13 protein-coding genes are annotated in these 15,088 nt (G+C 68.5%); 5 read left to right on the forward strand and 8 right to left on the reverse strand.

Features of this window, described 5'->3' with window-relative positions; translation table 11 throughout:
* Nucleotides 1-54: 54 nt before the first annotated feature.
* On the forward strand, nucleotides 55-816 hold the full coding sequence (locus AB0E63_RS32835) for an SDR family oxidoreductase (RefSeq protein WP_360374849.1): 762 nt from the start codon (nucleotides 55-57) through the stop codon (nucleotides 814-816).
* Here the strand turns inward: AB0E63_RS32835 and AB0E63_RS32840 are convergent.
* From AB0E63_RS32840 to AB0E63_RS32850, 3 genes are all read right to left on the reverse strand, one after another.
* The gene (locus AB0E63_RS32840; protein WP_360374851.1) at nucleotides 813-1,739 is read right to left on the reverse strand and encodes a small ribosomal subunit Rsm22 family protein; all 927 of its coding nucleotides are present in this window, start codon (nucleotides 1,737-1,739) and stop codon (nucleotides 813-815) included. The two genes, AB0E63_RS32835 and AB0E63_RS32840, sit on opposite strands and share 4 nt — an antisense overlap.
* A 226-nt stretch (nucleotides 1,740-1,965) precedes the next feature.
* Nucleotides 1,966-2,589 (reverse strand): VOC family protein, encoded by a 624-nt coding sequence (locus tag AB0E63_RS32845; RefSeq protein ID WP_360374853.1) that lies wholly within the window; start codon nucleotides 2,587-2,589, stop codon nucleotides 1,966-1,968.
* A gap of 40 nt (nucleotides 2,590-2,629) precedes the next feature.
* On the reverse strand, nucleotides 2,630-3,505 hold the full coding sequence (locus tag AB0E63_RS32850; RefSeq protein ID WP_360374855.1) for a DinB family protein: 876 nt from the start codon (nucleotides 3,503-3,505) through the stop codon (nucleotides 2,630-2,632).
* A gap of 76 nt (nucleotides 3,506-3,581) precedes the next feature.
* Between AB0E63_RS32850 and pyrH the strand changes: the two genes are divergently transcribed.
* A complete protein-coding gene (pyrH, locus tag AB0E63_RS32855) occupies nucleotides 3,582-4,289 on the forward strand; it encodes a UMP kinase (RefSeq protein ID WP_360374857.1) in 708 nt (235 codons plus the stop codon).
* Here the strand turns inward: pyrH and AB0E63_RS32860 are convergent.
* Entirely contained in the window at nucleotides 4,282-6,054 is a 1,773-nt protein-coding gene (locus AB0E63_RS32860; protein WP_360374859.1) for an ABC transporter ATP-binding protein, read from the reverse strand. The two genes, pyrH and AB0E63_RS32860, sit on opposite strands and share 8 nt — an antisense overlap.
* A complete protein-coding gene (locus AB0E63_RS32865) occupies nucleotides 6,051-7,619 on the reverse strand; it encodes an ABC transporter ATP-binding protein (protein ID WP_360374861.1) in 1,569 nt (522 codons plus the stop codon). Before AB0E63_RS32865 ends, AB0E63_RS32860 begins: the two co-directional genes overlap by 4 nt.
* A gap of 382 nt (nucleotides 7,620-8,001) precedes the next feature.
* On the opposite strand from AB0E63_RS32865, the gene AB0E63_RS32870 reads away from it, so the two are divergent.
* Entirely contained in the window at nucleotides 8,002-9,969 is a 1,968-nt protein-coding gene (locus tag AB0E63_RS32870) for a translation factor GTPase family protein (protein WP_360374863.1), read from the forward strand.
* Here the strand turns inward: AB0E63_RS32870 and AB0E63_RS32875 are convergent.
* The 3 genes from AB0E63_RS32875 to AB0E63_RS32885 form a co-directional block, all read right to left on the reverse strand.
* The gene (locus tag AB0E63_RS32875; RefSeq protein ID WP_360374865.1) at nucleotides 9,926-10,756 is read right to left on the reverse strand and encodes a putative protein N(5)-glutamine methyltransferase; all 831 of its coding nucleotides are present in this window, start codon (nucleotides 10,754-10,756) and stop codon (nucleotides 9,926-9,928) included. The two genes, AB0E63_RS32870 and AB0E63_RS32875, sit on opposite strands and share 44 nt — an antisense overlap.
* A gap of 168 nt (nucleotides 10,757-10,924) precedes the next feature.
* Nucleotides 10,925-11,875: an SDR family NAD(P)-dependent oxidoreductase gene (locus AB0E63_RS32880; RefSeq protein ID WP_360374867.1), complete on the reverse strand. Its 951-nt coding sequence runs from the start codon at nucleotides 11,873-11,875 to the stop codon at nucleotides 10,925-10,927.
* Nucleotides 11,876-11,909: 34 nt separating this feature from the next.
* Nucleotides 11,910-12,800: a LysR substrate-binding domain-containing protein gene (locus tag AB0E63_RS32885; protein WP_360374869.1), complete on the reverse strand. Its 891-nt coding sequence runs from the start codon at nucleotides 12,798-12,800 to the stop codon at nucleotides 11,910-11,912.
* Nucleotides 12,801-12,895: 95 nt separating this feature from the next.
* On the opposite strand from AB0E63_RS32885, the gene AB0E63_RS32890 reads away from it, so the two are divergent.
* Together AB0E63_RS32890 and AB0E63_RS32895 are read left to right on the forward strand one after the other, a co-directional pair.
* Nucleotides 12,896-13,921 carry a hydroxyacid dehydrogenase gene (locus AB0E63_RS32890; protein ID WP_360374871.1) on the forward strand — a complete coding sequence of 342 codons (1,026 nt, stop codon included), beginning with the start codon at nucleotides 12,896-12,898 and terminating at the stop codon, nucleotides 13,919-13,921.
* A 13-nt stretch (nucleotides 13,922-13,934) separates the two neighbouring features.
* Nucleotides 13,935-15,077: an enolase C-terminal domain-like protein gene (locus tag AB0E63_RS32895; protein ID WP_360374873.1), complete on the forward strand. Its 1,143-nt coding sequence runs from the start codon at nucleotides 13,935-13,937 to the stop codon at nucleotides 15,075-15,077.
* Nucleotides 15,078-15,088: the final 11 nt, after the last annotated feature.

The following is a 15,088-nucleotide window of genomic DNA, read 5'->3' on the forward strand; positions in this document are numbered from 1 at the left end:
ACGCGTGTACTGGACGAGTACCTGTTCAACACGGCGTAGGAGAATGACACGATCATGCAAATAGCTGTGATCACCGGCGGGAGTTCCGGCATCGGGCAGAGCGCGGCCTTCGAGATCGCGAAGCGCGGTATCGGGGTGATCCTGACCTACCACGGCAACCGCGACGGCGGCCTGGAGACGGCCGCCCGGATCGAGAAGGACGGCGGTACGGCGGTCGCCCTGCCGCTGGATGTCGGTCGCGCGGAATCGTTCGGTGACTTCAAGACCGCGGTGACCGAGGTGCTGCAGCAGTGGGGGCGGACGTCGTTCGACTTCCTCGTCAACAACGCCGGCGTCGGGCAGCAGCCGGTGATGTTCGAGGACACCACCGACGAACTGTTCGACCAGATGCTGCGCATCCACCTCAAGGGTCCGTACTTCCTCACCCAGACTCTGCTTCCGCTGATCGCGGACGGCGGGTCGATCGTCTACACCAGCAGCACCTCGGCGCTGCCCACGACCCGGCCGGAGCCGGGGTACTCGGTGTACGCGAGCATGAAGGGCGCCCAGGTGGTGCTCACCCGCTACCTCGCGAAGGAGCTCAGTTCCCGCGGAATCCGGGTCAACGCCGTCGCTCCTGGCGTGACCCGGACCCGCCTCGGCGACGACGCGTTCGCCCGCTATCCCGAGCTGATCCCGCCGATCGCCGAGCGCACCGCCCTCGGTCGCATCGGCGAACCGGACGACCTCGGCAAGGTGATCACCTTCCTGCTCTCCCCCGAAGGCGCCTGGATCACGGCCCAGACGCTGGAAGCCTCCGGAGGCTACGACCTCTAGCCCCAGGCGTCACCCCAACCTGCGGCGCGGGCCGCGCGGTAGTCCTTGGACGACTTCGGCACCACCGTCTGTTCACGTGAGCCGGCGGTGGCGCAGAGATCGAGAATCACCTGCCCCTTGGGACGAACGGGCCTGCTGATCACCCGGGCCGACGCGGGTTCCGCCGGAGCGCGGGTCGCGACGAGGTAGGTGAACTTCTCGTCCTCGAAGTTCCGCGTCCCGTCCTTCAGCACCCGGTGCAGTTCGGTCCGAGGCAGCCGTACGGCGAAATGACACCAGTCGGCCGGACACCCGAACTGGTGTGGGCAGGGCGCCGCGATCGTCAGCCCGTGCTCGATGAGTTGATCGCGAACTTCGAGCGTACGGCGATGCCCGCGCGGCGTACCGGGCTCGACGATCACGACCGTGCCGGCTGTGCGTGCCGCGGTGTCGACAAGCTCGCAGCGGGCGGCGTCGGAGAGCTCGTTGAGGACGTAGGAGATGGTGATCAGGTCGACCTGGCGTTGTGGGCTCCACTGGCGGAGGTCGGCGACAGTCCAGGTTTGGTTGCCATCGGCAAGCTGCTGACCGAGCCGGATGGCGCCCGGCTCGCGTTCGACGATCTCGGTGGCGATGGCCGGCCAGACCGCGGCCGCCGCCCAGGCCGCGGCTCCGGTGCCGCCGCCGAGGTCGAGGTGAGTGGTGAAGCTGGTGTGGACATGCTGGTCCGCCGCGACGAGCGCCGCGTAGATCGCCCGGAAGGTGGCAGGCATTCGTACGACGGCGTACGCGAGGCAGTCCAGGTCGTCGCGCATCCCGGGGGTGCCGTCGTCGATCAGTTCGGACCGATAGCGGTCGGACATGGCGGTGACACGGCGGCGCAGTACGTCGTACTGGACACCGGCCACGGCTCGTAAGAGGGCAGCATGAAGTTGTGTGTCCACGGGGGACATGAAGAATCTCCGGTTCGGTCGGCACGGAGTACGCCTAGGCGCACGAGACCCGCGGCCTGACGCCGCGACGCACCAACCGGTCCGGGAGAGCTGTCAGGAAGCAGCAGCCGAGGAGGGATTGGCGCGGAACCGGATAACCAGGCAAGCCATCACGCACCTCCTCGGATCAAGACGATCACGACTCTAACCAACCGCACCCCTGGTCCGCGCCTGATTTTCAGCGACTCAGATAGGTGCACAGGCACACCTTGTTGCCCTGAGGATCGGCCAGGACGGTGAACGCAGGCGCCTCGTCGTCGTACGCCACGGTCCCGCCGGCCGCCAAAGCAGCCTCGATCCGGCCCGGAACCACCTCGGGTGGAAGCCAGAGATCGAGGTGGAAGCGTTGGCGCGGCGTCTCGTGCGGCTCCGTGCCCTGGAACCAGAGGTTGGCGATGCGGTCGGCCGGACCGAAGACGTCGTTGCCCTTGTGCGTGCCGCCGGTGAGTACGGCGGCCCAGAACGGACCGATCGCCTCCCGGTCGGCCGTGTCCAGGGCGAGCTCCAGTTGCGCCACTGCAGCCGGGTCGGGCTTCAGCCCGAGCGACCGAGCGATCCCACTGACCTGCCGCGCGAGGTCCACATCGAGTTGAGTCACGTCCACACCGATCTTCACGTCCACGAACGTCCCGGTCAGCCGGACGTCCGGGTCCTGCCCGGCCGCCGCGCAGACCTCGCCGACAGAACTCGCGAACGTGAGCGCGTCCGCGAACGACTCGACCAGGAAGGACGCGTGAAGTCCCTGCGCGAGCCTCCGCCAGTCATCCAGACCCGCGTCCTGGATCTCCTTACCGCTCAACATGTCCACGGCCAACCCCCAAAGAATCGCGATGCAGAAGAGGCTAGGACGACCCACCGACAGTTTCCCGCAGCACGGCGAGGTCCCGCTCGGCGTACATCCGGTGCTCCCACTCCTCGCTCAGAATGCAGCCGAGACACTCAGCGACGAGATAGCTCTTCGACGCCGGATACCCGGGCTCCAGCACCGGCTCGGTCAGCTGCGTCAGCCGCTCGTCGGTGAGCTCGTCGAAGACCGCACGGACGGTCGCCATCCGGTCGGCCCGCAGCGCGAGGACCTCGTCGAGAGACGGCCGTACGTCGCGATCACGCGGAACGGACGGGACGTCGTGCATCTCGTCGTGCGGCAGATCCAGCGCGTCCCACGGAGCCGGGTCGCCGAGGACGGCACGCCGTACCCACGCGTCGGTCGCGAAGACGAGATGCCGCTGCGTCTCGATGAACGACCACTCGCCGTCCACCCGCTCGTACAACAACTCCGGCGGCAGCGCCCGGGCCCGGTCGACCGTCTCGGTCCAGAGCCGCTCGAGGATGTCCAACGCCTCGCGGTAGCCGGCGGCGTCGGTCGGGCTCATCTTCACGCGGTCCGGGTACCGGCGGTTCAACTCGGCGTCGATCAGCGGCACCACGTCCACGCCCCAGACCCGCAGATTGCGGATCTCACCATCGATCGACACGTCGACCACGGCCGCACCGCGGATCGTGGCGCCGGTCAGATTGGCGTTCTCGATCCGCAGACCGCTCAGGTTCACGTCGTCGAGGTGCGCGCCCTTGAGGTTGACGTTCCTGATCTCCACTCCGCCGAGGTTCACGTCGTCGAACCGCGCACCGCCGAGATCGACCTGGTGGAACGCCGCTTCCTTCAGCGACAACTCCTCGAACCGCGAGCCGGCCAGATTCTGCTGCTTGAACTCGGTCACCCGGCCAGCGTCGCACGGACTCCTGCCGGGTGAGAATGGCGAGAACAGATCACCGCCATTGATCGAACGGAGCGGCATGTACCGCAGGCTCGTCCTCAAGCTGTCCGGACAGGCAATCGCCGGTCCGAGCGAGTTCGGCTTCGACAGCGACCGGCTCACCCACCTCGCGAACGAGGTGATCGCCCTGCACGCCACCGGCGTCCAGGTCGCGGTCATCGTCGGCGGCGGCAACGTCTTCCGCGGCAACCGGTCCGACGAGTGGGGCATCGACCGGGTCGAGGCCGACAACATCGGCATGCTCGGCACCGTGATCAACGCGGTCCTGCTCCGCGGCCGGCTCACGGCGCTCGGCGAGGCCGAGGTCCACCTGATGACGGCGATCCCGATCAACAACCTGGCCGAGCCCTACATCCGGCTCCGCGCCCTTCGGCACCTGGAGAAGGGCTCGATCGTCCTGCTTGCCTGCGGCAACGGGCAGCCGTTCACCACGACCGACTACCCGGCCGTCCAGCGCGCCGTCGAACTCGGCGCCGACGCCCTCCTGGTCGCCAAGAACGGCACCGACGGCGTGTACGACGCCGACCCGAACAAGCACCCCGACGCCCGCCGCTTCGACCACCTCACCTACCAGGAAGTCATCGACCGCGGCCTCGGCGTGATGGACCAGTCCGCCTTCATCCTCGCCCGCGACCATCATCTCCCCCTGCACGTCTTCGACATCGACGGCCCCTCCACCGCCGCAGCCATCACCGCCGGCACCCCTATCGGCACCCTGATCAACTGAGCCGGTAGGCCCGCGCCTGCAGCTCGAAGAGCTCGGCGTACTGCCCGTCGGCCGCCAGCAACTCCGTGTGAGTTCCAACCTCGGTGACCCGGCCTTGATCCATCACCACGATCAGATCGGCGACGCTGACGGTCGAGAACCGGTGGGTTACCAGGATCGTCACCGCACCGACGGACCGGGCCTCCCGGGCGGCGTCGGCGTACCGCTCGAAGAGCTCGTGTTCGGCGGTGGCGTCGAGGGCCGACGTGGGCTCGTCGAGGACCAGTATCAGCGGGCGTCGCCGCATCATTCCGCGCGCGATCGCGAGCCGCTGCCGCTGCCCGCCGGACAGCTCCACACCGTCGTCCCACGTCGTCCCCAGCTGGGTCGCCAGGCCGGACGGCAACGCGGACAGCACCTCGTCGGCGGATCCGGCGCGCACGGCCTGCCGGATCCTTGCCTCGTCGTCCAGTGCCGGCAGGTCGCCGAGACCGACAGCCTCTCTGACCACCAGCTCGAAGTCCGCGAAGTCCTGGAACGCTCCGGACAACCGGGACCGCCATGCCACTGGTTCCATCGCGGCCAGGTCCGCACCGTCGACGAGGACCCGACCGCTGGTCGGCTGGTACATCCCGGTCAGGAGCTTCACCAGCGTCGACTTCCCGGTCCCGTTCTCGCCGACCAACGCGACGACCGAGCCGGCCGGCAGGTGAAGATCCACGTCGGCGACCGCGTCTGCCTTCGCACCGGAGTAGCGGTAGCGGACGCGCTCCAGGGTGATCCCTACGCTGAGCCGCTCGGGGGCGAGCGCCGTACCGTCGCCGGTCGTCCGTCGCGTGTAGTCCTGGAGCCAGACGAACCGAGACACGTTGCGCAGCAGCCTCGTGGTGTCCAGGACCGCGTTCGTGACGATGGTGCTGACGGTCTCGAGTCCGCTGACCGCCGCGACCGCGACCACCAACGCCGATACGGGCGTCCTGCCATGCAGGGCGTCGTACGTCATCCACGCGAGTACGCCGATGGCCGCGCCGAAGAAGATTGTGGAGAGCGCGGCGGAGAGGAGGCCCTGCTTGCGGGCGATCGTGACGACCGGCGCTTGCCAGGCGACAACGCCGGCCCGAATGCGCCGCCGGAGCTCCGACTGAAGGCCGAAGACGCGTGCCTCGGCTGCTCCGGCCGGTGAAGTGACCAGGTCGAGCAGGTGTTTGCAGAGTCTTCCCGGCTCGGCGCTCTGTTCCTCGGCCGCGTGGCCCCAGCGGTTCGTCCATCGGGTGGCCAGCAGCCGGGGAAGGCCGACGACGACCAGGAGGAGCAGCCGCCAGTCCGCGGACGCGGCGACGATCAGAACCCCTGCGGCGTAGGCGAAGTGGTTCACGATGTTCAGCAACCTGTTGAACGCGCCACCGAGGACGCCTTCCGCATCGCGCAGCAACTGGGTCCGGTCGAGGTAGTCCGGTGTTTCGAGATGCTCGAGCGTCGGAGCCTTCGCGACCAGCTCCGCGACCTGGACGTCGAAGCTGAAGCCGACCCGCTCCATCAGGGCGATCCGCGCGTTAGTGCCGATGAGCTGCAGCAGGTTCTGAACGCCGGTCGCGGCGACGAGGGCCAGCAGCGCGAGCACCATCTGACGGCGGTCCGCCGCGATCGCACCCGCGGCGAACAGGCCGAGGAAGAGCGGGATCGCGGCCGTCAGCAACCGCCCGACGGTCTCGGCCAGGCAGCTCAAGGCCAGCCGAGGGCTCTCCCGGAACGAGGCACTCAGCACCATCCACAGGCCGCGGGTCATGAGAACCGGCTCCCCTGAAGCCGGAAGAGTTGGGCGAAGGTGCCGTCCGCCGCCATCAGCGCGTCGTAACTGCCGTCCTCGACGATGCCACGCTCCGAATCGAGGACGACGATCCGGTCGACGTGCCGCACACTCGACAGCCGATGGGTGACGAGGACGGTGGTCACGCCACGGGTCATCTCCAGGAAGCGTTCGAACAGCGCCGCCTCGGTCCGTACGTCGAGTGCGGCGGTGGGCTCGTCCAGGATCAGTACGCCGGCGCCGCCACAGACTGCGGCCAACGCGCGAGCCAGTGCGACCCGTTGCCACTGTCCACCGGACAGATCGGTGCCACCGGCGTACTCGGACGACAGAACCGTGTCCCATCCGTCCTCGAGGCGACGGAGCAGACCGGCGCCGGCCGCCTTGCCGAGGGCTTCGTCCAGCAGAGGCTGATCATTGCCGTTGGCCCCCATCCGGACGTTGTCGCGCAGCGGGAGCGGGTAACGCACGAAGTCCTGGAAGATGGCCGCGACGCGGGACCGGATCCCGTCGGCCGAGTCCGCACCGCCGATGCGGACAGTCCCGCTGTCCGGCTGGTAGAGGCCGCAGAGCAGCTTGATCAGCGTCGACTTGCCGGCACCGTTGACCCCGACGATCGCGAGCGACTGACCGGCGGGGATGGTCAGGCTCAGGCCGGTCAGGGTCGGACGGTCGCGGGTCGGGTACGTGAAGACGACGTCGTTCAGCTCGACCGATGCCGGTCCGTGCGGGACGGTTGTCGGCGTACGCGTGGTGGCGGTTGGGGTGAGTGCCGGCAGGCCGACCTCGGCTCGGAGCATCGACAGTCCGCGGACGGTGGCGGCGTACTGGCCCACTGCTCGCTGGGTATCACCCAGGATCCCGAAGGCCTGGACCGCGAGCACCGCTTGGATCAGGGTCACGGCGAACGCCACACCGACGGTTCCCGCGACGACGTCCGAGGTCAAGACATACAGCACGCCGCCGATCACCACGGCCGTCACGAGACAGGCGAGGTACGCCGGACGCAGCCCACGCTTCCGCAGCGGCCACAGCTCAGCCATCGTCGTGAGCCAGGTGGACTTGTAGCGATCGAGCAACCAGTCCGCCAGCCCGAAGAGCCGAACCTCCTTGGCCGCCGCCGGCCTGGTCAGCAGACTCCGCAGGTACGTCGCCTGCCGCCGGCCACCTGCCGACACCTCGAGGACTCGATCGAACGCCGAGTTCACCCACCGCGCGAACGTCCACGACATCAGTACGAACGATCCGGCCACGACGAACGGAGCCCACCACCGCCAGGTCAGCAGTACGACGAATGCCCCGACCCCACCGAGTCGCTGCGCGAGAACAGCCCAGATGTTGTTGAGCCCGAACAGAAACGTCCAGTCCCGAGTCGCCGCCACCACCGCCTGCAGCCGCCCCGAGAACCCTGGCGAGTCGAGCAGTTCGATCCCCCGCGGCTCAAGACTCGTCTCCGCCACCAGATCCAGCACGTACGCCGCCATCGCAGCCGTCGTCTTCGCGCTGATCCACCCACGCAGCACCGCCAGCAACGGCCCACCCACCAACAGCCCGCCCGTAACCCCAAGCCACAACCACGCCCCCTCCCCCGCAGACACCGCCCCGACAAACCGCCCAATCGCCACCATCACCCCAGTAGCAGCCGCAGCCTCCCCCACCACAACAACAACCGCCGCAACACTCCACCCCCTACACGCGAGCCACGCGACTCGGGCGACGAGGACGAGCCGGCCAGGGGCGGAGGTTGGCATGGGGGCAGCCTAGGGGTGGATGTAGGGGGGCGCTAAAAGGTTTTGCTGGTTGGGGTGGGGGCTGGTGTACTCGGTGGCGTACCCGCAGGTGTCTAGTCATGGAGTTCTGTCATGCGACCTCGCTTCATGTCTGTCGCGGAAGGAATTGACACCTGTTCAAGGGACATGAAGCTGCGTGAAAGTACTGAACCTTGGGATCCTGGCGCATGTCGACGCCGGTAAGACGAGTCTGACCGAACGGCTGCTCTACGCGGCCGGGGTCATCGACGAGGTCGGGAGCGTCGACGACGGCAGCACCCAGACCGATTCACTCGCGCTGGAACGCCAGCGCGGGATCACCATCAAGTCGGCGGTCGTGTCGTTCGCGATCGGCGAGGTCGACCCGGTCACGGTCAACCTGATCGACACCCCCGGCCACCCGGACTTCATCGCCGAGGTGGAGCGGGCGCTCAGCGTGCTCGACGGCGCGGTGCTGGTCATCTCGGCCGTCGAGGGTGTGCAGGCGCAGACCCGCGTGCTGATGCGGACCCTCCAGCGCCTGAGGATCCCGACCCTGATCTTCGTCAACAAGCTCGACCGGGCCGGCGCGCAGTACGACGCCGTACTCAAGTCGATCGCGGACAAGTTGACCTCGTCCATCGTCCCGATGGGCGAGGCAACCCACCTCGGCACCCCCGACGCCACGTTCACGGAGTCGTACGGCGCCCTCCTCGAAGTGCTCGCGGAGCGCGACGACAACCTTCTCCAGGCGTTCGTCGACAACAGGGAGATTTCGTACGCCGACCTGCACCGAGCCCTCGCCCGCCAGACCAGGCAGGCCCTCGTGCACCCGGTGTACTTCGGCTCGGCCATCACCGGCGCCGGCACCGAGGCGCTGACCCAGGGAATCCGCGAGCTCCTCCCCCGCGCAGACACCACAGGCGGCCCGCTCGACGGCGCGGTCTTCAAGGTCGAACGCGGTCCAGCCGGCGAGAAGATCGCGTACGTCCGGATGTTCTCCGGTACGGCGCGAGTCCGCGAGCGACTGCGGCTGGGCAGTGGTCGCGAGGCGAAACTGACCGCACTCCAGGTCGTCGGCGAGCGTACGGCGACCGAGGTACGAGCTGGTCAGATCGGCAAGCTGTGGGGTCTGGCCGACGTTCGGATCGGTGATCACATCACCTCGACCGAGCATGAGTCGACCACCCCGGCCGGTGGGTACTTCGCCCCGCCGACCCTCGAAACCGTGATCACCCCGACGCGCCTGGCCGACAAGGGAAACCTCCGGGTCGCGCTCGAGCAGCTCGCCGAGCAGGATCCGCTGATCAACCTGCGCCAGGACGACGTCCGCCAGGAGATCTCGGTCTCCCTGTACGGCGAGGTGCAGAAGGAGGTCATCCAGACGACGCTGGAGACCGAGTTCGGGATCGAGGTCGCCTTCCGCGAGACGACCACGATCTGCATCGAGCGGCTGGACGGCACCGGCGCGGCGGTCGAGTTCAACAAGAAGGATGCGAACCCGTTCCTCGCCACCGTCGGCCTCCGGGTCGAGCCCGCGCCGGTCAACGCCGGCGTCACCTTCGAGCTGGAGGTCGAGCTCGGCTCGATGCCGTACGCGTTCATCAAGGCCGTCGAGGAGACCGTCCGCGAGACCCTCGGCCAAGGCATCCACGGCTGGCAGATCCCGGACGCGCGGGTCGTGATGACGCACTCCGGCTACTCCGCGCGGCAGAGTCACGCTCACGCCGTTTTCGACAAGAGCATGTCGAGCACGGCCGGCGACTTCCGCAACCTCACGCCGCTGATCGTGATGACAGCTCTCCAACAAGCGGGTACGACGGTGCACGAGCCGATGCATCGCTTCCAGCTGGAGATCCCGACCGACACGACCCGCGCCGTACTCGCGGCGCTCGCCCGACTCCGCGCGATCCCGCAAGTACCGGCGCTGGCCGCGGAAACCTCAACCCTGGAAGGAGAAATCCCCGCGGCCGCCGTGTACGAGCTCGAGCAACTGCTGCCCGCCCTGACCCGCGGCGAAGGCGTGCTGGAGTCGGCCTTCGAGCGCTACCAGCCGGTCACCGGGCCGATCCCGGAGCGTCCGCGGACCGACCACGACCCGCTCAATCGACGCGAGTATCTCCTGCATGTCCAGCGCCGGGTTTGATGCCGGGTTTGATGCCGGGTTTGATGCCATGTTTGATGCCATGTTTGATGCCATGGACAACAGTTGCACCTAGTTCGTCATCGGACGTCACGCGAGCCGTCAGGCCCCGCTCCGCCAGCACAGCGGCGGCCAGCGGGGCCTGATACTCGCTCATCTCCACGAACAGATGACCATCAGGAGCAAGCCACTCGATCGCCCCATCCGCCACCCGGCGCAAGACGGCGAGTCCGTCCGGCCCGCCGTCCAGCGTGACATGTGGCTCGTACAGCCGAGCCTCTGGCGGCAGCAACCGGATCTCATTGGTCGGCACGTATGGCACATTCGCCAGCAGTACGTCGATCCGCCCGCGCAGCTGCTCCGGCAGCGCGGAGAAGAGATCCCCTTGATACACAGCGCCGCGCCATGGGACCAGGTTGCGCCGGGCACACCGAACCGCGGCCAGCTCGATGTCGGCGGCGTACAAAGACACCTGCCGCTCCGCCGCGATCACCGCACCCAACGCACCCGACCCACAACCCAGGTCGACTACGACGGCGCCCGGCGCGGTCACCTGCAACGCCTCCGCGACAAGGAACTCGGTCCGGCGCCGAGGGATGAACACTCCGGGATCGACGGCGATCCGCAGCCCGCGGAAGGACGCCCAGCCGAGGACGTGTTCGAGCGGCAACCCGGCGACCCGTTGGCCGACCATGGCGGCCACCTCGGCCGCGTCCCGGGCAGTCTCCACGATCAACGCGGCCTCGTCCTCGGCGAAGACGCAGCCGGACGCACGCAGCCGGTCGATCACCTGGCTGAGCTCAACAGAAGGAACAGAAGATACAGACACAGAACCCCTTCAACTGACGAGGCTCCCGCGGTCAGCGTGCGATGCCAACCACTCGAGGCGGGAGCAACCAACCTGCCGTACTGGTGATCGGTCCCACCTCCTCAGTCGTCGTTCCTGGTGTCGCCCACCTTACCCGAAAGCGTTCACCCCGGTGAGCTCCGCGGAGATCGTCCACAGCCGAGCCGCCGACGCCGGGTCGATCGCGTACGGCCGGACGCCCGGGGTGTCGTCTGTGGACACCTCGGCGATCTCGCAGTCCTCGCAGAACACCCCACCGAGGCCGTCGAGCTGCGGCGAGGTCGCTGCCCACACCTGGGTCGCGGCGCCCTGCTCCGGGGACTTGAACCCCGGGTTCAGCGGGTTGCCGTCCTCGTCGATCCAGCCGAAGGCGACCATCTCCTCCTTCGGCAGGTGCCGCTGCAACGGCGTGAGGATTCCACCCGGGTGCAACGCGAACGCACGTACGCCGGAGTCCTTGCCTAGAGCATCGAGCTGCACCGCGAACAGCACGTTGGCCGTCTTCGCCTGCCCATACGCCTGCCACTTCTCGTAGCCCTGCCGGAACTCCAGGTCGTCCCACCGGATGTCCGAGCGCCGGTGCCCGGTCGACGACACCGACACGACCCGGCCGCCACCGTTCGCCGCGATGGCCGGCCAGAGCCGGTTCACCAGCGCGAAGTGCCCGAGGTGGTTGGTCGCGAACTGCGCCTCCCAGCCCGGCCCGACCCGGGTCTCCGGAGCGGCCATGATCGCCGCGTTGTCGATCTGGATATCGATCGATCGCCCGGATGCCAGGAACCGGTCCGCGAAGGCCCGCACACTCTCGAGGTCCCCGAGATCCAGCTCGTCGATCTCCACATCCGCGACCCCAGCCAGTGCTTCCCGCGCGGCATCCGGTCGCCGCGCCGGTACGACGACGTGCGCACCGGCCTTGGTCAGCGCACGGGTCGTTGCGAGGCCGAGACCGGAGTACCCACCGGTGACGACCGCCAGCTTGCCGGTCAGGTCGATTCCGGCGAGGACGTCGTCCGCGGTGCTGTCGTGCCCGAACCCCGAACCGATCTTGTGCTGTGCAGTCATGCCTCGGACTCTACGAGTTGGAGCACACTCTAGGTCAAGCGTCGAGGTGCGGGTTCTCGCGCAGCGACTCGGCCAGCCGCTGCAGAGCCGGGTTCGGACTGTCCGGGCTCCAGCACGCGTGCAACGTGACCGAATGCGCGTCGGCCGCATCGAGCTCGCGATAGCGGACTCCCTCGACCCCCATCGCCATGATCGACCGCGGGATCAGCGCGCATCCCAGACCGGCCCGGACGAGCGCCAGCATCGTCGGCACCTGCGAGGCGAGCTGGCTGACGGCGTACCGATCCATCCCGATCATCGCGGCGCAGATGTCGTGCAGGTACTGCGAACCCTCGGGGCTGTAGCCGATGTAGTCCTCGGTGGCGTCGGCGAGCGTCACCGGGGCATCGCCGGTCGCCAGGGCGTGGTCAGCGGGTACGGCGAGCACCAGGTCCTCGGAGTGGACCAGGACGGACTCGAACTGGTCCGGGATCGGCGGCCGGACGAGGCCGATGTCGATCTCCAGGTTCGCCAGTGCCTCGAACTGCGCCGGGCTCACCAACTCGGTGAGCTCTGAAGTCACCGCCGGCGTCCGCTTCCCGACCATGGTGAGGAAGTCCGCGAGAACGGCGTACGCCCCGATGGCCGTGAACGCGATCCGCAGGGTCCCGGTCTGTCCGTCGGCGGCCCGCCGGGTCGCCTCAGGTGCGACCTCGAGCAGCGCGAGCACGCGGCGGGCATGTTCGAGGAAGACGTCCCCGGCCGCGGTCAGCCGCACGCCACGACCGGTCCGGTCGAACAGGCGGACGCCCAGAGAGCGCTCCAGGCCCTGGATCTGGCGGGTCAGCGGCGGCTGGGTCAGATTCAGCCGCTGGGCAGCGCGGCCGTAGTGGAGTTCCTCGGCGACGGCGACGAATCCCCGGAGTTGCTGCAGCGACAAGTCCATACCGGCACGGTATCGGTTCATGCGAAATAGGGCTTGGACCTGCATAACGGAAAGCGCCTACCGTCGAGGCACCGCCTACCGAAGGAGCCTCCACGGTGCCGAAACTTGCAGCTCTGATGACCCCCGAACGCGCGGCCGACGTGATCGACGGACCCACGCGGCGGCTGCTCGAGGAGCGGTTCGAGGTCGTCTGGGCCGAGTCCGCCCACGCCGCCGGTCCGGCCGCGCCCGGCAAGCCGCCGGCGCTGGACCCGGCCGCCGTGCCCGAGCTGGTCGCCGGCGCCGACGTACTCCTGACCAGCTGGGGTACGCCGCGCCTCGGCAAGGAACTGTGGGCCGACGGCAACGGCCCGAAGGTGATCGCGCACGCCGCCGGCACGGTCAAGAACCTGATCGATCCGGTCATCCTCGACCAGGGTGTCGCGGTCTTCTCCGCCGGCCCGCGGATCGCCTGGTCCGTCGGCGAGTACTGCCTGGCCGCGATGCTCACCCTCGCCCGCCGGCTCCCTCGCTTCGACCAGGCAATCCGCCAGGGCGGCTGGAAGCAGACCGAGTACCGCGGTCACGAGCTGGCCGGCGCCAAGGTCGGCATCGTCGGCGCCAGCAGCACCGCACGCGCTCTGATCACGCTGCTCAAGCCGTTCGCCTGCGACGTCGTCGTCTACGACCCGTACCTGACCGCCGAGCGGGCCGACCAGCTCGGTGTCCGCACCGCTGAGCTGCGAGAAACGGTGGAGAGCGCCTTCTTGACGATCCACGTCCCGAACGTGCCGGAGACCAAGGGCATGATCACCCGCGAGCTGATCGAGCTGGTCCCCGATGGAGCGGTCGTCGTCAACTCGTCCCGCGGTCCCGCGGTCGACCAGCAGGCACTCCTCGACCACGTGCTCGACGGCCGCCTCTACGCCGCGCTCGACGTCTACGACCCCGAGCCGCCGGCTTTCGAAGCGACCATCCTCCAAGCCTCGAACCTGCTGCTCAGCCCGCACGTCGCCGGTGACACCGAAGAGGGCCACCTCGCGCTCGCCGGGTACGTGCTGGCCGACGCGCTCAACTGGCTCGAGGACGGCACCCGGGGACCGAGCTTCGTCGACCCGGCCGTCTGGTCGATCGCGGCCTGAGAGGACGACGATCATGTCCCGGATCACTCAGGTCGAAGTCTTCCCGGTCGCGGTCCCGTTCGCCCGCCGCTTCGTCATCGGCAGCGGCGCGGTCGGCGCGCCCGACGATGCACCCGACCAGGCCGCCGCGGTGGTGTTCGTGAAGCTGACCACGGAGGACGGCATCGTCGGGTGGGGAGAGCAGCGAGCGCTCCCCAGCTGGAGCTACGAGACGGCCGAGACGATGGCCGTCGTCATTCGCAGGCACCTCGCGCCGATCCTGCTCGAGCTGACGCCGTTCGACGTCGAACTGTTCCACCAGCGCGCCGCCAAGCGACTCAGTCCCGCGGTGTCGAACGGGTTCCCGTTCGCCCGCGCCGCCGTCGACGTCGCCATGCACGATGCGGCGGGCAAGCTCGCCGGTGTGCCGGTGCACGCTCTCCTCGGCGGCAAGGTGTACGACGAGATCCCGCTGTGCTCGGCGATCGGAGTCGGCGACCAGGACACGGTCCGCGAACACGCTCTCCAGTCGTCGGACTATTCGGCGTACAAGGTCAAGATCGGTGGCGACCTGGATGCGGATGCCGCGGCGATCCGGACCGTGGCCGAGGTGGCCGGCGGCAAGCCGCTCTGGCTCGACGCGAACCAGTCCTACCGGCCGAGCGCGCTCAAGCAACTCCTCGACCGTACGGCGGGCATCCGCACGATCCACTGCGTCGAGCAGCCCGTACCGAGCACCGACACACTCGCGATGCAACGGCTGCGCGACCTGATCGACCTGCCGATCGCGATCGACGAGGGCAGCTTCTCCGCTCAGGACCTGGCCCGCGCCATCCGGCTGAACGCGGCCGACCTGGTCGTGGTCAAGGTCTGCAAGTCCGGCGGCCTGCGCAACGCGCTCAAGACCGCCCAGACCGCGCTCGCCGGCGGGGTGGAGATCCTCGCCAGCGGTCTGACCGACTGCGGAATCGCCTTCGCCGCCGCACTGCATGTGTTCAGTCAGCTCGAGCTCGCCTTGCCCGCCGAGCTCAACGGGCCGGAGCTGCTGTCCGATCTGTACGTCGAGGGGCTGAACATCACCAAGGCCGTCGCAACGGTCCCCACCGCCCCTGGACTGGGCGTTCAGGTCGACGAGGAGCGAATCCGCGCCGAGTCGATCGACCTGCTCTATCGGTGAGGAGAAACATG

It is taken from the genome of Kribbella sp. NPDC026596, assembly GCF_040638415.1.
Taxonomy (GTDB): domain Bacteria; phylum Actinomycetota; class Actinomycetes; order Propionibacteriales; family Kribbellaceae; genus Kribbella.

Coding starts and splice junctions, on each gene's coding strand:
- AB0E63_RS32885 (WP_360374869.1), bottom strand. CDS start 12,800: ATGGACTTGTCGCTGCAGCAACTCCGGGGATTCGTCGCCGTCGCCGAG.
- AB0E63_RS32835 (WP_360374849.1), top strand. CDS start 55: ATGCAAATAGCTGTGATCACCGGCGGGAGTTCCGGCATCGGGCAGAGC.
- AB0E63_RS32860 (WP_360374859.1), bottom strand. CDS start 6,054: ATGACCCGCGGCCTGTGGATGGTGCTGAGTGCCTCGTTCCGGGAGAGC.
- AB0E63_RS32895 (WP_360374873.1), top strand. CDS start 13,935: ATGTCCCGGATCACTCAGGTCGAAGTCTTCCCGGTCGCGGTCCCGTTC.
- AB0E63_RS32845 (WP_360374853.1), bottom strand. CDS start 2,589: ATGTTGAGCGGTAAGGAGATCCAGGACGCGGGTCTGGATGACTGGCGG.
- pyrH (WP_360374857.1), top strand. CDS start 3,582: ATGTACCGCAGGCTCGTCCTCAAGCTGTCCGGACAGGCAATCGCCGGT.
- AB0E63_RS32880 (WP_360374867.1), bottom strand. CDS start 11,875: ATGACTGCACAGCACAAGATCGGTTCGGGGTTCGGGCACGACAGCACC.